General features: G+C 66.2%; 17 protein-coding genes. 12 read left to right on the top strand and 5 right to left on the bottom strand.

What is annotated here, in order from left to right; genetic code table 11:
- Nucleotides 1-4 precede the first annotated feature (4 nt).
- From ACFWVD_RS20410 to ACFWVD_RS20375, 8 genes are all read left to right on the top strand, one after another.
- Nucleotides 5-3,694, top strand: a complete 3,690-nt coding sequence (locus ACFWVD_RS20410; protein WP_379245001.1) for a nitrate reductase subunit alpha — start codon at nucleotides 5-7, stop codon at nucleotides 3,692-3,694.
- Complete coding sequence (narH, locus tag ACFWVD_RS20405) at nucleotides 3,694-5,343, top strand: nitrate reductase subunit beta (RefSeq protein WP_379244999.1); 1,650 nt, start codon at nucleotides 3,694-3,696, stop codon at nucleotides 5,341-5,343. Before ACFWVD_RS20410 ends, narH begins: the two co-directional genes overlap by 1 nt.
- Nucleotides 5,340-6,020, top strand: a complete 681-nt coding sequence (gene narJ, locus ACFWVD_RS20400; protein WP_379244997.1) for a nitrate reductase molybdenum cofactor assembly chaperone — start codon at nucleotides 5,340-5,342, stop codon at nucleotides 6,018-6,020. Before narH ends, narJ begins: the two co-directional genes overlap by 4 nt.
- The gene (gene narI / locus ACFWVD_RS20395; RefSeq protein ID WP_379244995.1) at nucleotides 6,017-6,739 is read left to right on the top strand and encodes a respiratory nitrate reductase subunit gamma; all 723 of its coding nucleotides are present in this window, start codon (nucleotides 6,017-6,019) and stop codon (nucleotides 6,737-6,739) included. Before narJ ends, narI begins: the two co-directional genes overlap by 4 nt.
- A gap of 131 nt (nucleotides 6,740-6,870) precedes the next feature.
- The gene (gene glpK, locus ACFWVD_RS20390) at nucleotides 6,871-8,388 is read left to right on the top strand and encodes a glycerol kinase GlpK (RefSeq protein WP_379244993.1); all 1,518 of its coding nucleotides are present in this window, start codon (nucleotides 6,871-6,873) and stop codon (nucleotides 8,386-8,388) included.
- A 45-nt stretch (nucleotides 8,389-8,433) separates the two neighbouring features.
- A complete protein-coding gene (gene glpD / locus ACFWVD_RS20385; protein ID WP_379244991.1) occupies nucleotides 8,434-10,146 on the top strand; it encodes a glycerol-3-phosphate dehydrogenase in 1,713 nt (570 codons plus the stop codon).
- A complete protein-coding gene (locus tag ACFWVD_RS20380; RefSeq protein ID WP_379244989.1) occupies nucleotides 10,143-10,949 on the top strand; it encodes an MIP/aquaporin family protein in 807 nt (268 codons plus the stop codon). Before glpD ends, ACFWVD_RS20380 begins: the two co-directional genes overlap by 4 nt.
- 29 nt (nucleotides 10,950-10,978) lie before the next feature.
- Entirely contained in the window at nucleotides 10,979-12,166 is a 1,188-nt protein-coding gene (locus ACFWVD_RS20375) for a nitrate/nitrite transporter (RefSeq protein ID WP_379244987.1), read from the top strand.
- Here the strand turns inward: ACFWVD_RS20375 and ACFWVD_RS20370 are convergent.
- Nucleotides 12,156-12,650: an SRPBCC family protein gene (locus ACFWVD_RS20370; RefSeq protein ID WP_379244985.1), complete on the bottom strand. Its 495-nt coding sequence runs from the start codon at nucleotides 12,648-12,650 to the stop codon at nucleotides 12,156-12,158. The two genes, ACFWVD_RS20375 and ACFWVD_RS20370, sit on opposite strands and share 11 nt — an antisense overlap.
- Before the next feature lie 71 nt (nucleotides 12,651-12,721).
- On the opposite strand from ACFWVD_RS20370, the gene ACFWVD_RS20365 reads away from it, so the two are divergent.
- Nucleotides 12,722-13,753, top strand: a complete 1,032-nt coding sequence (locus ACFWVD_RS20365; protein ID WP_379244983.1) for an LLM class flavin-dependent oxidoreductase — start codon at nucleotides 12,722-12,724, stop codon at nucleotides 13,751-13,753.
- Here the strand turns inward: ACFWVD_RS20365 and ACFWVD_RS20360 are convergent.
- Nucleotides 13,737-14,300 carry a TetR/AcrR family transcriptional regulator gene (locus ACFWVD_RS20360; protein ID WP_379244981.1) on the bottom strand — a complete coding sequence of 188 codons (564 nt, stop codon included), beginning with the start codon at nucleotides 14,298-14,300 and terminating at the stop codon, nucleotides 13,737-13,739. The genes ACFWVD_RS20365 and ACFWVD_RS20360 overlap by 17 nt on opposite strands.
- Nucleotides 14,301-14,401: 101 nt before the next feature.
- Nucleotides 14,402-15,289, bottom strand: a complete 888-nt coding sequence (locus ACFWVD_RS20355; RefSeq protein ID WP_379244979.1) for a LysR family transcriptional regulator — start codon at nucleotides 15,287-15,289, stop codon at nucleotides 14,402-14,404.
- Nucleotides 15,290-15,412: 123 nt separating this feature from the next.
- Between ACFWVD_RS20355 and ACFWVD_RS20350 the strand changes: the two genes are divergently transcribed.
- The 3 genes from ACFWVD_RS20350 to ACFWVD_RS20340 are packed head-to-tail and all read left to right on the top strand — an operon-like array spanning nucleotide 15,413 to nucleotide 17,792.
- Nucleotides 15,413-16,873 (top strand): alpha/beta fold hydrolase, encoded by a 1,461-nt coding sequence (locus ACFWVD_RS20350; RefSeq protein WP_379244977.1) that lies wholly within the window; start codon nucleotides 15,413-15,415, stop codon nucleotides 16,871-16,873.
- An 8-nt stretch (nucleotides 16,874-16,881) separates the two neighbouring features.
- The gene (locus tag ACFWVD_RS20345) at nucleotides 16,882-17,319 is read left to right on the top strand and encodes a DUF2871 domain-containing protein (RefSeq protein WP_379244975.1); all 438 of its coding nucleotides are present in this window, start codon (nucleotides 16,882-16,884) and stop codon (nucleotides 17,317-17,319) included.
- Nucleotides 17,316-17,792: an anthrone oxygenase family protein gene (locus tag ACFWVD_RS20340; protein ID WP_379244973.1), complete on the top strand. Its 477-nt coding sequence runs from the start codon at nucleotides 17,316-17,318 to the stop codon at nucleotides 17,790-17,792. The genes ACFWVD_RS20345 and ACFWVD_RS20340 overlap by 4 nt, the downstream gene beginning before the upstream one ends.
- Before the next feature lie 58 nt (nucleotides 17,793-17,850).
- On the opposite strand, the gene ACFWVD_RS20335 is transcribed toward ACFWVD_RS20340, so the two are convergent.
- Together ACFWVD_RS20335 and ACFWVD_RS20330 are read right to left on the bottom strand one after the other, a co-directional pair.
- A complete protein-coding gene (locus ACFWVD_RS20335) occupies nucleotides 17,851-18,156 on the bottom strand; it encodes a hypothetical protein (RefSeq protein WP_379245132.1) in 306 nt (101 codons plus the stop codon).
- A gap of 157 nt (nucleotides 18,157-18,313) precedes the next feature.
- Entirely contained in the window at nucleotides 18,314-19,195 is an 882-nt protein-coding gene (locus ACFWVD_RS20330; RefSeq protein ID WP_379244971.1) for an oxidoreductase, read from the bottom strand.
- Nucleotides 19,196-19,197 lie beyond the last annotated feature (2 nt).

Here is a 19,197-nt window from a genome sequence, read left to right as displayed (position 1 = left end):
AGCTGTGGCACCCCAAGCTCGAATCGGCGGTCCCGTCGAAGATCTGCTCGTTCGCAGTGGCCGGTTCTTCACCCCCGGCGTGGAATCGCCCGACTTGCGCACCGTCACCCGCAAGGGCGGCCGCGAAGGCGACATCTTCTATCGCAACCGGTGGAGCCACGACAAGGTGGTGCGCTCGACCCACGGCGTGAACTGCACCGGCTCGTGCTCGTGGAAGGTCTACGTCAAAGACGACATCATCACCTGGGAAGCGCAGGACGTCGACTACCCGTCGGCGGGCCCCGACCGGCCCGGTTACGAGCCGCGTGGTTGTCCGCGCGGCGCCGCGTTCTCCTGGTACACCTACTCCCCCACTCGCGTCCGCTATCCGTACGCGCGCGGCCTGCTGGTCGAGATGTATCGCGAAGCCAAGAAGCGGCTGGGCGATCCTGTGCTGGCCTGGGCCGACATCCAGGCCGACGACGATCGTCGGCGCACGTACCAAAAGGCCAGGGGCATGGGCGGTTTGGTGCGTGTGACCTGGGACGAAGCGGTCGAGATGATCGCCGCGGCGCACGTGCACACGATCAAGGAGTACGGTCCCGACCGAGTCGCGGGCTTCTCCCCGATCCCGGCCATGTCGATGGTGTCGTTCGCCGCCGGTTCGCGCTTCATCGAGCTCATCGGTGGCGTGATGACCTCGTTCTACGACTGGTACGCCGACCTGCCGGTGGCCTCACCGCAGGTGTTCGGCGACCAGACCGACGTGCCCGAATCGGGCGACTGGTGGGATGCGTCATACCTGCTCATGTGGGGTTCGAATGTGCCGGTGACCCGTACCCCGGACGCGCACTGGATGGCCGAGGTGCGCTACCGGGGCACCAAGGTCGTCACGATCAGCCCCGACTACGCCGACAACACCAAGTTCGCCGACGAGTGGATGCCGTGCGCGGCCGGCACCGACGGCGCCATGGCCATGGCGATGGGCCACGTCATCCTCACCGAGTATTTCGTGCGCAAGCGCGAGCCGTTCTTCGTCGACTACGTCCAGAAGTTCACCGACCTGCCGTTCCTGGTCAGCCTGGAACAACGCGACGGCCGACTGGTCCCCGGCAAGAACCTGACCGCCTCGGACCTGGGCAGCACCGACGAGAACGCGGCATTCAAACCGATTTTCATCGACGGCGTCACCAGTCGCCCCGTCATCCCGCACGGCTCGCTGGGCTTCCGCTTCGGCCCCGACGGGGCAGGCAAATGGAACCTGGAGCTGGGCGATCTGCAGCCGGTGCTCAGCGTCGCCGATGTGCGCGGCGCGCAACTGAAGGCCGCGACCGTCACCCTGCCCCGCTTCGACACCCTCGACGGCCACGGCGAGACCATCGAGCGCGGCGTGCCGGTGCTGATCCTGGACGGCCGCCCGGTGTGCACGGTCTTCGATCTGATGCTGGCCCAGTACGGCGTGGGCCGCGAGCAGCTGCCCGGTGCGTGGCCCGCCGATTACACCGACTCCGACAGCCTCTACACCCCCGCCTGGCAGGAACAGATCACCGGCGTGTCCGCCGAGCAGGTCATCCGGATCGCCCGCCAATTCGCCGACAACGCCGTGGATTCCGGTGGCCGGTCCATGATCATCATGGGCGCGGGCATCTGCCAGTGGTTCCATGGCGACGCCACCTACCGCGCGATCCTGGCGATGCTGCTGCTCACCGGTTCGATGGGCCGCAACGGTGGCGGGTGGGCCCATTACGTGGGCCAGGAGAAGTGCCGACCGGTGACCGGGTGGGCGACCGTGGCGATGGGCACCGACTGGTCGCGCCCGCCTCGCCTGATGGCGGGCACCTCCTACTGGTACGCGCACACCGACCAGTGGCGTTATGACGGCTACCGCGCCGACGTGCTCGCCTCCCCGACCGGCCGCGGCCTGTTCCGAGACAAGCACACGATGGACATCATGAGCGCGGGCGTGGCGATGGGCTGGACGCCGTTCTACCCCCAGTTCGACCGTTCCTCGCTGACACTGGCCGACGAGGCGAAGGCGGCAGGTGAGGATCCCGCCACCTACACCGCCAACCAATTACACAGCGGCGCACTGAAATTCGCGGTCCAGGATCCCGACAACCCGAAGAACTGGCCCCGCGTGCTCAGTGTGTGGCGGTCCAATCTGCTTGGCTCCTCCTCCAAGGGCAACGAGTATTTCCTCAAGCACCTGCTCGGCACCGCCTCGAACGTGCGCAACACCATCGCCGCGCCCGCGGATCGCCCGGTCGACGTGGTGTCCCCCGACGAAGTCCCCGAGGGCAAACTCGATCTGCTGATGTCGATCGACTTCCGCATGACCTCCACCACCCTGTTCTCCGACATCGTGCTGCCCGCGGCGACCTGGTACGAGAAGGCCGACCTGTCCAGCACCGACATGCACCCCTTCATGAACGCCTTCACCCCGGCCATCGACCCGCCGTGGGAAACCAAGTCCGACTTCGACGCGTTCGGCGCGATCGCCCGCGCGTTCTCGTCGATGGCGGCCAAGCACCTGGGCACCAGAACCGACGTGGTCCTTGGCACCCTGCAGCACGACACCCCGGGCGCGATGGCCTATCCCCATGGCACGCAATCGAATTGGCAGGACACCGGCGAGGTGCCCGTGCCCGGTAAGACGATGGGGCCCATCGCGGTGGTCGAACGCGACTTCGCCGCGGTGGCCGACAAATGGACCGCGCTGGGACCGCTGGTGGAGAAGCTGGGCCTGACCACCAAGGGCATCACCACCTTCCCCGAACAGGAAGTCCCCGAACTCGCCCGCCTGCACGGCGTCATGAATGCCGGTGTGGCAGTGGGACGTCCGGCGATGGACACCGCGGAGAAGGCCGCCGAGACCATCCTCATGCTCTCGGGAACGTCCAACGGCCGGTTGTCGGTGGAAGGTTTCAAGGAGCTGGACCGGCGAACCGGCTGCAACATGGTCGTGCTGGCCGAGGGCAGCGAGGAACGTCGAATCACCTTCGCCGAGACGCAATCTCGCCCGGTGCCCGTGATCACCAGTCCGGAATGGTCGGGCAGTGAAACCGGCGGCCGCCGCTATGCCCCGTTCACCCAGAACATCGAATTCGGCAAACCGTTCCACACCCTCACCGGCCGGATGCATTTCTACGTCGACCACGACTGGATCGAGGAACTCGGCGAGGCCCTGCCGATCTATCGGCCGCCCCTTGATATGGGAAAGCTGTTCGGCGAACCGGCAATTGGTGAACGCAACGGCGTCGGCCTGACCCTGCGCTATCTGACTCCGCATTCGAAATGGTCGATCCATTCCGAATATCAGGACAACCTGCTGATGCTGTCGCTGTCGCGCGGCGGTCCGACGATGTGGATGAGTCCTGGCGACGCGGACAAGATCGGCGTCAGCGACAACGACTGGGTCGAGGCGCTGAACCGCAACGGCGTGTACGTGTGCCGCGCGGTGGTCTCCCAGCGCATGCCCGAAGGCGTGGTCTACGTCTACCACGCACAGGAACGCACCATCGATGTCCCGCTGTCGGATACCACCGGAACCCGCGGCGGCATTCACAATTCGATCACGCAGCTGCTGATCAAACCCACGCACCTGGCGGGCGGTTACGCCCAGACCTCGTTCGCGTTCAACTATCTCGGCCCCACCGGAAATCAACGCGACGAGGTAACCGTGGTCCGTCGCCGCAGCCAGGAGGTGACGTACTGATGAAGGTCATGGCGCAATTGGCGATGGTGATGAACCTGGACAAATGCATCGGCTGCCACACCTGTTCGGTGACCTGCAAGCAGGCGTGGACCAACCGGTCCGGTACCGAATACGTGTGGTTCAACAATGTGGAAACCCGGCCGGGACAGGGTTATCCGCGGCAGTACGAGGATCAGGAGAAATGGCGCGGCGGCTGGACCTTGAAGAAGGGTCGGTTGCGGCTGCTGGGCGGTGATCGTTTCGCCAAGCTCGCCAATATCTTCGCCAATCCGAAGATGCCGTCGATGGACGACTACTACGAGCCGTGGACCTACGACTACGAGAATCTGATCAATGCCCCGCTGAGCGACCAGATCCCGGTCGCCGCGCCGCGCAGCCTGCTCACCGGCGAGCGGATGAAGATCAACTGGTCGGCCAACTGGGACGACGACCTGGCCGGTTCGCCGGAGATCCTGCCCGGAGATCCGGTGCTGGCGAAGGTGAGCGAGAAGGTCAAGACCGACCTCGAGTCCACGTTCATGTTCTATCTGCCGCGCATCTGCGAACACTGCCTGAACCCGGCATGTGTCGCGTCGTGCCCGTCGGGAGCGATCTACAAGCGCACCGAGGACGGCATCGTGCTGGTGGATCAGGACAAGTGCCGTGGCTGGCGGATGTGTATTTCCGGCTGCCCGTACAAGAAGGTGTATTTCAACCACAAAACCGGCAAGGCCGAGAAATGTACGTTCTGCTATCCGCGCGTGGAGGTCGGGTTGCCGACGGTGTGCGCGGAAACCTGTGTGGGCCGGTTGCGCTATATCGGGCTGGTGTTCTACGACGTGGACCGAGTGCTCGACGCCGCGGCCGTGCCCGACGAGCACGACCTGTACGAGGCGCAGATGGACGTGATGCTGGACCCCAACGACCCGGAGGTAGTTGCGGGAGCGAAGGCTTCGGGGATTCCAGATAGCTGGATCGAGGCGGCCCAGCGATCACCGATCCACGCCCTGATCAAGGATTTCCGGGTAGCGCTGCCGCTGCATCCGGAATACCGAACCCTGCCGATGGTCTGGTATATCCCGCCGCTGTCGCCGGTGGTCGACGCGGTCAGCCGCGACGGTCACGACGGTGAGGACATCGGCAACCTGTTCGGCGCGCTGGATTCGCTGCGAATCCCGTTGGAGTACTTGGCCGGACTGTTCACCGCCGGCGATATCGAACCGGTGGCCCTGGTGTTGCGCAAGCTGGCCGCGATGCGTTCCTACATGCGCGATATCAATCTCGGCCGTGAACCGCAGGCCCATATTCCCGAAGCCGTCGGGATGACCGAAGAACAGATGTACCGCATGTACCGACTGCTGGCACTGGCGAAAATCGAAGACCGGTATGTGATTCCGTCGGCCTATGCCGATCAGGGCCATCAGCTCGAGGAATCGATGACCGACTGCGCCCTGGATTTCGACGGCGGCCCCGGCATGTACGAACAGGCGTCGGGACCGTTCGGCGAAACCAGCGGCAAACCGGTGCCGGTCGCGGTGGAAACATTCCAGGCGCTCAAACAACGCCAGACCAGCGAATCCGTGGACAGCAGCAATTCCTCCCGGGTCAACCTGCTCAACTGGGACGGCAAGGGCGCACCCGACGGAATGTTCCCCGGCGGCGGCAAATGATGCGCACACGCACGGCCCGCCGGTCCGCCGAACATCGCCTGACCTGGCAGGCGGCATCGCTGCTGCTGGCGTACCCGGACGCCGAACAGCGCGCGCGCCTGGACCTGGTCACGCAACTGACCGCGCACCTGCCCGCCGAACAGTCGCGCCCCCTGCTCGACACCGCCGAAGCCCTGCGCGCCCTGACGGAAACCGCTGCGGCACAACAGTATGTCGATACCTTCGACCTGCGCAGACGGGCGACACTGCTGCTGACCTACTGGACCGACGGCGACACCCGCAACCGCGGCATGGCCATGCTCACCTTCACCCAGGCCTACCGGGCGGCGGGCGTGGCACCGCCGTCGAGCGAGGTCCCCGATCACCTGCCCGTAGTCCTCGAATTCGCGGCCACCGTCGACCCCATCGCCGGTGCAGCCCTGCTGTCGGCCAACCGCCGCGCAATCCATGCGATCGGCATGGCCCTGCAAGACGAAAACTCGCTCTACGCACCGACATTGGCCGCAGTCACCGCCACTTTGCCACCGGCGAACGACGCCGATCTGGGCTGGGCGCGCAGGCTCGTCGACACCGGCCCCGCCGCCGAATCGGTCGGCCTGGCCCCGTTCACCCTGACCGTGCCCCCACGTCGCTCCGGCACCGACCGGGAACCCGCTGTAGCGAAAGGACTCCGGTGACGACCTTCTGGAACATCGTCCCGTACGTGAGCCTGGCGATCCTGATCGTGGGCACCTGGTGGCGTTACCGCTACGACAAGTTCGGCTGGACCACCCGTTCCTCGCAGCTGTACGAATCCAAGCTGCTGCGCATCGGCAGTCCGCTGTTCCACTACGGGATGATGGTGGTGATCGTGGGCCACATCATCGGCCTGGTCATCCCCGAATCGTGGACCGACGCCGTCGGGATGAGCCAGCACGTCTATCACATCCAGGCCATCGCGCTGGGCAGCATCGCCGGGGTCTCCACGCTTGCCGGCCTCGCGCTGCTGATCTACCGGCGGCGCCGCCACGGACCGGTGTTCACCGCGACCACCCTCAACGACAAGATCATGTACCTGGTCCTGTTCTCGGCGCTGGTGACGGGCCTTGCCACCACGCTGATCGGTTCCGGCGCGGTCGGCCCCGAGCACAATTACCGCGAAACCGTGTCGCCGTGGTTCCGGTCGATCTGGATCCTGCAACCGCGCGGCGACCTCATGGCCGAAGCGCCGACGTCGTTCCACATCCACGTACTGATCGCGCTGACGCTGTTCGCGATCTGGCCGTTCACTCGCCTTGTGCACGCGTTCAGCGCCCCGATCAGCTATTTCTACCGGCCGTACATCGTCTACCGGTCCCGCTCGAGCGCCAAGCAGGACGAGCTGATGGGGTCGCGCCCGGAGCGTCGGGGCTGGTGAGGATGGCCACAATTCGACATTGTCGAACGGGGTAGCTGCTGCGGGACGTCTCGAGTTCCTAGCGTCGAATGTGTAACCCGGTGATTGCCGGGCGGCGGGCCCAACGACGAGCCCGTCGGAAAGGACCGCACATGACGCAGCAGTACGTGGGTGCCATCGATCAGGGCACGACCAGCACCCGATTCATGGTGTTCGACCATGACGGCGCGATAGTCGCCCGCCATCAGCTCGAACACGACCAGATCTTGCCCGCACCCGGCTGGGTGGAGCACAACCCGGACGAGATCTGGGAGCGCACCCGCACTGTCATCAAGAGCGCGCTGGCCGGTGCCGGACTCACCCATCGCGACCTCGCCGCGATCGGCGTCACCAACCAGCGCGAGACCACCGTGGTCTGGAACCGGCATACCGGGCGCTGCTACGGCAACGCGATCGTGTGGCAGGACACCCGCACCGACAAGATCATCGCCGACCTGCACCGCACCGGCCACGCCGACTTCGTGCACAAGCTCACCGGTCTGCCGCCCGCGACCTACTTCTCCGGCGGCAAACTGCGCTGGATTCTCGACAACGTCGAGGGCGTGCGCGCCGACGCCGAGCGTGGTGACGCCCTGTTCGGCACCATCGATTCCTGGCTGATCTGGAACCTCACCGGCGGCGTCAACGGCGGCCTGCATCTCACCGATCCGACCAACGCCTCGCGGACCATGTTGATGAACCTGGAGACGCTGACCTGGGACGACGACCTGCTCGCCCTGTTCGACGTGCCCCGCGCGATGCTGCCGGTGATCGCCCCGTCGTCGAATCCGACCACCTTCGGGTTCACCAATCCCGACGGCCCGTTCAAGGGCGAGGTCCCGATCATGGGTGTGCTGGGCGATCAGCAGTCGGCCACCGTCGGGCAGGTGTGTTTCCGCGCGGGCGAGGCGAAGAACACCTACGGCACCGGCAATTTCCTGGTGCTCAACACCGGCACCGAGATCGTGCACTCCACGCACGGTCTGCTCACGACCGTCGCCTACCAGTTCGACCGACAGAAGCCGGTCTACGCGTTGGAGGGGTCGATCGCGGTCACCGGTTCGGCGGTGCAGTGGTTGCGCGATCAGCTGGGCATCATCGGCGGCACCGCCTATGTCGAGGACTTGGCGTCGAAGGTGCCCGATAACGGCGGCGTGTACTTCGTGCCCGCGTTCTCCGGACTGTTCGCCCCGTACTGGCGACCCGACGCGCGTGGCGCGATCGTCGGCCTGTCCCGCTTCAGCAACAACGCCCATTTGGCCAGGGCCACGTTGGAATCCATCGCCTATCAGACCCGCGATGTGGTCGAGGCGATGCAGCGCGACTCCGGCGTGGAGCTGGCGACCTTGCGGGTCGACGGCGGCGTCACCGCCAACGAGTTGGCGATGCAGATCCAGGCCGATTTCCTCGGCGTGCCGGTCTCGCGCCCCGCGGTCGCGGAGACCACGGCCCTTGGCGCCGCCTACGCCGCGGGCCTGGCGGTCGGTTTCTGGTCCGACGTCGACGAACTGGTCGCCAACTGGCACGAGGGCAGGCGCTGGGAGCCGACCTGGACCGCGCAACAGCGAGCCACCGGCTACACCCGCTGGAAAAACGCGGTCGGCCGCACCCTCGACTGGGTCGACGTATAACGCGCCCCACCACCACTTTTCACACTTTTCCCCAAGGAGCACCCGATGACCAGCCATGCCCGCACCACCCGCCTGAGCCCCGCCTACCGCGCCGCCGCGATCGCCGCCCTCGACGACACCGAGGTCGACGTCCTCGTGATCGGCGGCGGTGTCACCGGCGCCGGTGCCGCCCTCGACGCCGCCTCGCGCGGCCTGTCCGTAACCCTGGTCGAGGCAAGGGATTTCGCTGCCGGCACCTCGAGCCGTTCGTCGAAACTGATCCACGGCGGCCTGCGCTACCTGGAGCAGATGGACTTCGCACTGGTGCGTGAAGCGCTGAAAGAGCGTGGGCTGCTACTGAATTCGCTGGCCCCGCACTTGGTCAAGCCCGTGTCGTTCCTGTTCCCGCTGCAGCATCGCGTGTGGGAGCGCGCCTACATCGGCGCGGGCATCGCCCTGTACGACACCCTCGGCGGCGCCCGCTCGGTGCCCATGCACAAGCACCTCAGCCGCACCAAGGCACTGGAATTGGCGCCCGCGCTCACCGAGGACGCGATGACCGGCGCGATCCGCTACTACGACGCCCAGGTCGACGACGCCCGCCACACCATGATGCTGGCCCGCACCGCCGCCGACGCAGGCGCCACCGTGCTCACCCGCACCACGGTCGTCGGCCTGCTGCGCGAGGGCGAACGCGTCACCGGCGCGATGGTCGAAGACTCCGAAACCGGGCGCCTGCACCAGATCAAGGCCAAGACCGTGATCAGCGCGACCGGCGTGTGGACCGACGACATGATCGAGATGACCGGCGTCGAATTCCCCTTCCACGTACAGATGTCGAAGGGCGTGCACATCATGGTGCCGCGCGACCGGCTGGACATGGACACCGGCCTGATCATGCGGACCGAGAAGTCGGTGCTGTTCGTGATCCCGTGGGCGCAGCACTGGATCATCGGCACCACCGACACCGAATGGTCCCTGGACAAGAACCACCCCACCGCCAGCGCCGCCGACGTGCAATACATCCTCGATCACGTCAATTCGCTGCTGCGCGAACCGCTCACGCGCGCGGACATCGTCGGTACCTACGCCGGATTGCGCCCGCTGATGACCGGCGCGACCAAGGAAACCGCGAAGCTCTCGCGCGAACACGCCGTCGCCGAACCCGCTCCCGGCCTGTTCGTGATCGCCGGCGGCAAGTACACCACCTACCGGGTGATGGCGAAGGACGTGGTCGACGCCGCCGCGCAACGCCTGAATCGTGCGGTCGCCCCGTCGGCGACCGAGTTCATGCCGATCCTCGGCGCGCAGGGCTACTTCGAACTGCGGGCGACCCTGCTGGCCGATCCCGAAGACCTTGTCGCACAGACCGGTTTGTCGGCCGAGGTCATCGAGCACCTGCTCGGTCGATACGGATCACTGGTCACCGAACTGTTCGATCTCATCGCCGCGAACCCGAGCCTGGCCCGCCCGATCGACGGCGCACCGAATTACCTTGCCGCCGAGGTCGTATACGCGGCCACCAGCGAAGGCGTGCTGCACCTGGACGACCTGCTCACCCGCCGCACCCGCATCTCGATCGAAGTCCCCGACCGCGGCCTGGCCGCCGCCCAGGACATCGGCCGCCTGGTCGCGGGCCCGCTGGGCTGGGACACCGATCGGGTCGACACCGAGGTCAACGCCTACTTCGACCGCGTGCACGCGGAGTTGGCGGCCAACCAGGCCACCACCGATGTCTCCGCCAACGCGGCCCGCCTGGTCACCGCGCGCTGGCTATGAACGTCGGGCAGATTTTCGTCAGCGAGGCACTGGGCACCGGCATTCTGCTGTTGCTCGGCGCCGGGGTGGTGGCCAATGTGTCGCTGCGGAAATCCAAAGGGATCGGTGGAGGCTGGCTGCTGATCAGTATCGGCTGGGGCATCGGCGTGTTCGCCGGCGTCTACGCCGCCTACAAGACCGGCGGCCACCTCAACCCGGCGGTCACCATCGGCATGATCACCAGCGGCGCAACGGAATTCGCGCCGGGTATCCCGGTGAACGTCGCCGACACCGCGGCGTATCTCACCGGGCAGTTCACCGGCGCGTTCCTCGGTGCATGCGCCGCGTTCGCGGTCTATAAACAGCATTTCGACGCCGAACCCGACGAGGCCACCAAGCTGGCCGTGTTCGCGACCGGCCCCGCGATCCGGTCGCACCGCTGGAACTTCGTGACCGAGGCGATCGCGACGTTCGCGCTGGTCCTGGTGATCCTGTCGCTGGGTCACACACCCAGCGGTCTCGGCCCGCTCGCCGCGGCGCTGCTGGTTGTCGGGATCGGCGCGTCGCTGGGTGGGCCGACCGGATACGCGATCAACCCCGCCCGCGACCTGGCTCCCCGCCTGGCCTACGCCCTGCTGCCCACCAGTCGGGTGTCGCCGCGCGCCCTGGTCACCGTCGGTTCGCCGGTTTCGATCCCCGACCGTTTCCGAGCCCCGGTAACGGCCACCAACAAGGACCCCGACTGGGGTTACGCCTGGGTCCCCGTCTGCGGGCCACTGCTCGGCGGCGCCGTCGCGGGCCTGCTCACCTACTTCCTCACGTAAACCTGCCTCGCAGAAAGGACCGAGCTCAAGTGAAGTCACGCAATCTTGCCCTGGCGACCCTCGTTTTCGGCATCACCTTCTGGGCCTGGAATCTCATCGGCCCACTCTCGACCTCGTACACGAAACTGCTCTCGCTGTCGGCGGGCCAGCAGTCCATGCTCGTGGCCACCCCCGTGTTGGTCGGTTCGCTGGGCCGCATCCCGGTCGGGGTCCTGGCCGACCGCTACGGCGGGCGACGCATGTTCACGATCCTGTGCTTCGTCAGCATCATCCCGGTGCTGATGGTCGGATGGTCCAATTCCTATGGGGCCCTGATCTTCTGGGGATTCTTCCTCGGCATCGCGGGCACCACCTTCGCCGTCGGCGTCCCGTTCGTGAACAACTGGTACGAGCCCAGCCGTCGCGGTTTCGCCACCGGCATCTTCGGTGCGGGCATGGGCGGCACGGCCCTGTCGGCCCTGCTCACCCCGCGACTGGTCGAGTGGTTCGGCCGCGGCACCACCCATGTGCTGATCGCGATCGCGCTGGCAGCGGCCGGTGTGGCGATGTACCTGTTCAGCAAGGACGCACCCAACTGGACTCCGGCCACCACTCCCGCCCTTCCCCGCATCGGCGCCGCGCTGAAGATGAAGGCCACCTGGCAGGGCGCGTTCCTGTACGCCGTCGCCTTCGGCGGTTTCGTCGCGTTCTCCACCTACCTGCCGACCGTGCTGCACAACGTCTACGAATTCGCCCAGTCCGACGCGGGCCTGCGCACCGCCGGCTTCGCCCTGGCCGGTGTCGCCGCCCGCCCACTGGGCGGCATCCTGTCGGACAAGATCGGCCCGATCATGGTGTTGGCCATCGCCTTCGCGGGCACGGCGACCATGGCGGTCGTCCTCTCGTTCGGCCCGCCCCTGGAACTAGCGGCCGGCGCCAGCCTGGTCCTGACCGCCCTGTTCCTCGGCCTCGGTACCGGCGGCGTGTTCGCCCTGCTGGCGAAGATGGTCGACCCGAGCAAGGTCGGCACGGTCACCGGCCTGGTCGGCGCCGCAGGCGGCCTCGGCGGCTACTTCCCGCCGCTGGTCATGGGCCTGACCTACAGCCACTGGCACGACTACACCCTCGGTTACCTACTGCTGGCCGCCACCGCGTCGGCCGCCCTGGTCTACACGCTGACCTTGCGCGGAAAGTCCAAGCAGCACACCAAGTCCGAGCAGCTGCTGGCTACTCGGTAGTGCACTGCGCGCCAACCCAGGCAAGGTTGGCGCGCATGCTGTCGGCCCACTCGACCAGGCGGCGGGCCACGATGCGGCCCTCCAGTTCCGGCTTCGCCGCGATCGCCAACGACAACCCCGACGGACCGGGGCCCAGCTTGGCCCACTGCCGCACCAGCGTCCCCTCCCGTGCCGGATCGACCTCGAAACCCCAGGTGGCGCTGACCCCGTCGGGTCCGAAAACGTTCCACACCCAGCGGCGGCCCGGTTCCATCTCCACGATCTCGCATTCGGTTTCCCAGGTGCCCAGCGCAGGGTGGCTGTTGCGCCCGCGGAATCGCGCACCGACTTCGACCCGGTCGATCGGGCCGATCCACTCGACCTCGGCCAGCTCGCCGGCGCAGCGGACCGGCAGTTCGATATCGGTGACCAAGGCCCAGACGGTGGCCGGATCGGCGGGGACTCGCTCGGTGACTTCGATCGTCGGGCAGTCGCGGTAGCGCACAGCGAACCTTCCTCTACTCTGGTGCCAGTGAAGTTATGCTGTAGAGCATAATTCATCGACGAGGAGGCGTGATGCACATCGGTGTTCTGATCGAGCCGCGACTGCCCGGCGCGATCGACTTCGCGGTCGCCGCGGAGGAAGCCGGCGCGCGTTCGCTGTGGGTCCCGGAGGTCTGGAGCTACGACGCGCTCACCGCGCTCGCGTACCTGGCGGCGAAAACCTCGTCGATTCGCCTTGGCACCTTCGTGGTCCAACTCGGTTCCCGCACACCAGCATTGCTGGCCACCTCGGCGCTGAGCATCCACGAACTCTCGGGCGGGCGCTTCGACCTGGGCATCGGCGTCTCCGGCCCGCGGGTGATGGAGGGCTGGCACGGTGTCCGGTTCCGGCAGCCGATCCAGACCACCCGCGAAACCATCGAGATCATCCGGACCGTCAGTCGCGCCGAACGACTCGAGCATTCCGGCGAGATCTATCCACTGCCACTGCCGGACGGGCCGGGACGCGCGCTGCGGCCGATGGTCGCCCCCGCGCACATTCCGATCTACAACGCCGCCATGGGTCCGAAAAATCTGCGCCTGACCGGCGAACTCGCCGACGGCTGGCTGGCCAACGCCTTCATCCCCGAAGCCGCGGAACTGTTTCTCGACCCACTGCGCGAGGGGGCAGAGAGCGCGGGCCGATCACTGACCGACCTCGATCTGGTGGCCCCGGTAGCGGTCGAGATCACCCCCGACGAGGACACCGCGGCCGCCGCGATCGCCCGGCACGCGCAGGGTTACGCGTTCACCATCGGCGCGATGGGCAGCGGCCGAAACTTCTACAACGACGCCTTCACCCGACTCGGCTTCGGCAGCGCCGTCACCGAAGTCGCCGCGCTGTGGCAGTCCGGCGACCGCGACGCCGCCCGACAAGCGGTCCCCCGCGAACTGGGCCAGCTCACCAATCTGATCGGCACACCGGCGATGATCACCGAACGGCTGCACCGGTACCGAGCCACCGGAATCACCAGCCTGCTGGCCAAACTCGACGGCGACTTCGACCAGCAACTCGCGACGCTGCGCCAACTGCTGGCGATCGAGTCGGCTATCGACGCGGAATAACTATCGCCAGCATCCCGGTGAGCTCGCCGATCACGTCATCGAGCGGGGTGATCGTGCGCGTGGTCCGGCACAGAATGACCGCTCCCTCGATGGAGGCCATCGCCATAGTCGCCAGCGGAACGGCCCGCTGCGGCGAGAGCCCGGCCGTGACCAGGCAGGCTCGCAAGCTGGTCTGCCACCGCTGCACGATCGCGGCCACCTTGTGCGAAAGCTCGTCATCGGGCGCCCCACCGACCGCCACCGCGATCACCGGGCATCCCGCTTCGAAGTCACTGTCGCGCAGAATCTGCTTCCAGAACGCGCCGAATCGTTCCAGCCCCGCGACCGGCCCGTCTTGCAGCGATTCGTCGATGATGGCCGCGATCGCGTCACCGGCCAGATCCAGCGACTCACTGATGATCTGCCCGCGACCACCGGGAAAGTGGTGATACACCGACCCACGCGGCGTCGCGGTCCGAGCCAGAATCGCATCGATGGTCACCCCGGCCGCGCCGCGCTCCCGCAGCAACTCGACCCCGCCCAGCAGCATCTTCTGCCGCGTAGTCACCCGCGCCGCCATTCGCCCGCCTCACCTCGTCCGGCAATTATTGTATGACCCATAGTATAGGCCGCCGATCTGCGGCGATGCTGTCGCCGAGCAGCGAAGTCTCACTCCCCGCGCTGATCGACCGCCACCTGCACCAGCGCCTCGACGCGCCGGGTCAGGCTCGCGGTCATCCAGCCGAGGCCGAATTGCAGGGGTGGGGCGTCGGTGACGGGGATGAAGGTGACGTCGGGGCGTTGGTAGAACAGCGGGGCCTGGGTGGTGGTGAGGTAGACGCCCTTGCCCGCACCGACCAGGGCGAGGATTTCCTGGAAGGTGCACGCGGTGGGGCCGGGCGGGATGTGTCGACCCGACGGGGTGCGTTTGGGATGGTGGAATTCGTCGAAGTCGGCCGGTAGTCCGGGTGGGTTCTGGATCATCGCCACGTCGGCGAGGTCTTCCAGCGACACCGACTCTTTGCGCGCGAACTCGTGGCTCGACGGCACCGCGAGCATCTTGTCCTCGGAGATCAGCGGCGGCCCGATGGCCATGTCGGGCTCGCACATCGGGAAGCAGCACAGCAGGGCTTCGACCTCGCCCGACCGCAGCCTGCTCGCCCCGTCGCTGAGCTGCATTTCGGCGATCCGCACCTCGCATTCGGGGTAGCGGGCGTGGAAGATCTCGCCCACCTCGAGCAGGTACCGGCCACCGGCGGACCCGAAGTAGCCCACCCACAAGGTCCCCGCGATGCCACGCCCGTTCAGCTTGGCGTTGCGCATACTGCGTTGTACCTGCTCGTAGGCGGGGCGCAGTTCCTCGCGCAGTTGAACGCCGACCGCGGTCAGCGCCACCTTGCGACTGGTCCGTTCGAACAGTGGTACCCCGACCTGGCGTTCGATGGCTTTGATCGTCTTGCTGACGTGTGCCGTGGACACCCGTAGGCGTTCGGCGGTGCGGCCGAAATGCAGTTCCTCCGACAGCGTCAGGAACGCCTCGATCTCGTTTCGTTCCACTGTCGTCCTCGTGATCCTTGCCCGCTGGTTAACGATCCTTGGGTGATCTGTCGTTGATCACTTCCGGGGAACGCTCAATCATAGATTCGTCTACGAAAAACGTTCAGAGAGGTCGGTTTTGACATGGTGTTCCCGCACATCAAGCACCGGTTCGTCGAGGTCGACGGAGTGCGAGTCTTCTACCGGGAAACCGGACCGCAGGGTGCGCCGACTTTGCTTCTGCTGCACGGCTTTCCGTCAGCCTCGCATCAGTACCGTCGACTCATGGACGCGCTCGGCGGGCGATACCGGCTGATCGCTCCCGACTATCCCGGGTTCGGGCACACCGAGACCCCCGCGGATTTCGAGTACAGCTTCGAGCGGCTCGCCGACATCGTCGAAGGGTTCGTCGATGCAGTCAGCCTGTCGCGATTTGTGTTGTACGCCTTCGACTTCGGCGGTCCCGTGGGAATGCGCCTGGCGACCCGTCGCCCGGAACTGATCTCCGGGTTGATCATCCAGAACGCCAACGCCTATGACGAGGGTCTGTCCGACATAGCCCGCGCTATGACCGCGAACACCCCGGACGTGCCCGGCGGCGCCGACAACGTGCGACAGATCCTCGAACTGCCCGTCACCCGAAGCCAATACGAAGGTGGCACAACCGATCCCGCGCTCATCGCCCCCGACGGCTGGACCCTGGACCAGCACTTCCTCGACCTGCCCGGCCGCAAGGAAGCCCAGGTCCAGCTCGGCCTGAACTACCACACCAACCTCGCGCTCTACCCGGTTTGGCAGCAGTGGCTGCGCGACAACCAGCCGCCGACTTTGGTGCTGTGGGGCCGCAACGACGCCTTCTTCCCCGAAGCCGGTGCGTACGCCTACCTGCGCGATGTTCCCGATGCCGCCATCCATGTACTGGACACGGGCCACTTCGCACTCGAGGAGAACCTTCCCGAAATCGCCCCCCTCATCAGCGATTTCGTCGCTCGGGTGCATCGAACCGAGCCCATGAAGATCGCTGTTATCGGCGCGAAAGGCAACCTCGGCAGCGCGGTCGTCCGGGAAGCCACCGCCCGCGGCCTACGGGTCACGTCCCTCGACCGAACCACCGTGGACGTCACCGACCCGGCCTCGGTCAAAAACGCTGTCGCAGACCATGATGCAGTCGTCGTAGCGATCAAGGGCGACGACCGACTGGTCCCCCGTGGCGCGCAAACCCTGCTCGAAGCCCTGCCCCTCGCAGGCGTGGACCGTCTGATCTTCCTCGGCGGTGGCGGCAGCCTCGAATACGCACCCGGCCAACGTTTCGTGGACTCCCCCAACTTCCCGCCCCAGTACCTGGAAACCGCCCGCGACCAGGGCGAAGCACTGGAAATCTTCCGTGCTTCCACCACCTCGATCCGCTGGTCCTACGTCAGCCCACCACCGGTGCACCTGCTGCCCGGCGACGCGACCGGCACCTACCGCGCCGAAGCCCGCGACACCCCGATCACCGACGCCAACGGCGAAAGCCGCATCACCGTAGGCGATTACGCGAGCGCGATCGTCGACGCGCTGCAAAACAGCACCTTCGTGAACCAGCGTTTCACCGTCTCGTACTGAGGACCCCGATGAAAAAGCTCTACTACGCCGCGCACACGTACATGATCGTCGGCCTGCTCTCCGGCCTGTACTACCGCGAAATCACCAAGCTCAACGACTTCACCGGCGAATCCCAACTCGGCCTCGTCCACACCCACCTGCTGGCACTGGGCATGCTGTTCTTCCTGATCGTGCTGGCCCTGGAAAAACTGTTCACCCTGTCGGCAGGCAACCTGTTCACCCCGTTCTTCTGGACCTACAACGCGGGCCTGGCCCTGACCGTCACCGTGATGACCATCCGCGGCACCCGCACGGTCCTCGGCCACGAAACACCCGAACTGGCAGCACATTTCGCAGGCGGCGGCCACATCATCCTGACGATAGGCCTGGTCTTCTTCTTCATCACCCTCGGCAAGCGCATCACCGAAACCCCCGCGCCTGTCCGACCTGAGACCATCGCCGCATGAGATCCGCCCCCATCCGCGCCATCGCCCTGCTCACCACCGGCCTGCTCGTGGGCGCCTTCGGTTACGGCGCCGCGAACCTGGTCCCCACCTTCCACCGAGTCCCCCTCCAGATGCGCCTGGAATTCCACACCGAACTGATGCGCAACAACAGCATCAGCATGCAACTCACCATGGCCGCCGCCGCCCTGACCTGTCTCGCCCTGGCAGTCATCTCGACCGGCCGCGATCGCCTACTCGCGGCGGCAGCCACGGTGTTCGTAGTCGCGTCGTTCCTCATCACCCGCCTCGGCAACGTCCCGATCAACTACCAGATCAACGACTGGGCCGTCGACGGCGTCCCCACCGACTACGCCACCCTGCTCACCCGCTGGGACATCTTCCATTTCCTACGCACCGGGACAGCATTGGTCGCCTTCGCACTGATCATCGTCCTGGCGGTATGGGGAACAGCCTCGCGCGCAGACAAGATCTAATCCGCCTGAGCATCTACCGAACTCGACGCCCCTCCCCACAGTGCGGAGGGGCGTTCTCCTACGGGCCGCCGACAGTCCACTGACGCCGAATCCACAATGCCTCCAACCGATCCGTGATCTCCTCAACACCGGCGGGCAACGCGACTGCGCCTCTGCCACGAGGTCGGACACATCCACCCAGTCGATATTCGTGCGCCCGTTGATGACATGCCCCGTGCCCTTGATTCGCGACATGCCCCGTGCCCTTGATTCGCGATTCGAGGTACATGACCGGCGCCGAGTCGTACAGCGGCGCCAATGCCACCTCCCCGTGCCGACTGAGCAGTAGCGAGTAGTTGTTCGAATGGGCGTCGCCGTTGCCCATGATGACGTTGAAGGTCACGGCAGACAGTAGGTCGATGCGAAATGCCTGGGGATCTATCGCACGATCGGGACCTAGCTTCCTTCAAAGATCTATATATCGATCATTCGTGCCGCGAGGCCGACCACGCGCGGCTGCAGCAGGAGCCGACTCCGCAGGGTCAGACCGCAGCGGCACCGATCGTGTCGAGCGTTTCGATCGCCTCGGCGGGCAACTCCAAAGACGCGGCGGCGATGTTGTCGTGTAGGTGGTCGATCGAGGAGGTGCCGGGGATCAGGGCGATGGTGGTCGAGCGGTGCAGTAGCCATGCCAGGGCTACTTGTTGCGGGGTCGCGCCCAGGCCGGCGGCGACGTCGGTCAGGGACTGGGACTGCAGAGGTGAGAAGCCGCCGAGGGGGAAGAACGGGACGAAGGCGATCTTCTCGGTTTCGCAGCGGTCGACCAGATCATCGTGGTTGCGCTGGGCGAGGTTGTAGTAGTTCTGCACGGACACCACCGGCGCGATGGACTGCGCCTCAGTCAGTTGTGCGTCCGACACGCAACTCAGGCCCAGATGTCGAATCGCACCTTCGCGTTGCAGGTCGGCCAACGCGCTGAACTGTTCGGCGATGGAATCGTCGCTCACCGTGTCGAGGGCTTCGGTGTCGACACGGAGGTTGACCAGATCCAGGGTCTCGAGTCCCAATCGGTCGAGGTTGTCGTGCACCTGTCGCCGCAGGTCGTCGGGGTCCGCGGCGGGCGACCAATTTCCGTCGCGGTCGGACCGGAAGCCGACTTTGGTCGCGATGTGCAGGTCGCTCGGGTAGGGGTGCAGTGCGCTGCGAAGGAGTTCGTTCACACCGCCCGCGCCGTAGAAATCGCTGGTGTCGATGTGGTTGATGCCCAGCTCCACCACGTGCCGCAGCACCGCACCCGCCTTCCCGTCGGCACCATGCGACCCGACCGTGCCTGGCAGTCCGAACTGCATTGCGCCATAACCCATTCGGGTGATGGTGAGGTCGTCACCGAGGGTGATGGTGCCGCCGGGAAGGGGTGTGGGCATGA

The organism is Nocardia sp. NPDC058666, from assembly GCF_042714895.1.
GTDB lineage: Bacteria > Actinomycetota > Actinomycetes > Mycobacteriales > Mycobacteriaceae > Nocardia.
The sequence above is the reverse complement of the archived record's forward strand: the minus strand, read 5'-3'. Positions and strand labels throughout refer to the sequence as shown.

Bases quoted from the DNA above. Each gene is read 5' to 3' on its own strand.
- ACFWVD_RS20330 (WP_379244971.1), bottom strand. From the start codon at position 19,195: ATGCCCACACCCCTTCCCGGCGGCACCATCACCCTCGGTGACGACCTC.
- ACFWVD_RS20365 (WP_379244983.1), top strand. From the start codon at position 12,722: ATGCACATCGGTGTTCTGATCGAGCCGCGACTGCCCGGCGCGATCGAC.
- narJ (WP_379244997.1), top strand. From the start codon at position 5,340: ATGATGCGCACACGCACGGCCCGCCGGTCCGCCGAACATCGCCTGACC.
- narH (WP_379244999.1), top strand. From the start codon at position 3,694: ATGAAGGTCATGGCGCAATTGGCGATGGTGATGAACCTGGACAAATGC.
- ACFWVD_RS20350 (WP_379244977.1), top strand. From the start codon at position 15,413: ATGGTGTTCCCGCACATCAAGCACCGGTTCGTCGAGGTCGACGGAGTG.
- ACFWVD_RS20335 (WP_379245132.1), bottom strand. From the start codon at position 18,156: ATGGGCAACGGCGACGCCCATTCGAACAACTACTCGCTACTGCTCAGT.
- glpD (WP_379244991.1), top strand. From the start codon at position 8,434: ATGACCAGCCATGCCCGCACCACCCGCCTGAGCCCCGCCTACCGCGCC.
- ACFWVD_RS20345 (WP_379244975.1), top strand. From the start codon at position 16,882: ATGAAAAAGCTCTACTACGCCGCGCACACGTACATGATCGTCGGCCTG.
- glpK (WP_379244993.1), top strand. From the start codon at position 6,871: ATGACGCAGCAGTACGTGGGTGCCATCGATCAGGGCACGACCAGCACC.
- ACFWVD_RS20380 (WP_379244989.1), top strand. From the start codon at position 10,143: ATGAACGTCGGGCAGATTTTCGTCAGCGAGGCACTGGGCACCGGCATT.
- ACFWVD_RS20340 (WP_379244973.1), top strand. From the start codon at position 17,316: ATGAGATCCGCCCCCATCCGCGCCATCGCCCTGCTCACCACCGGCCTG.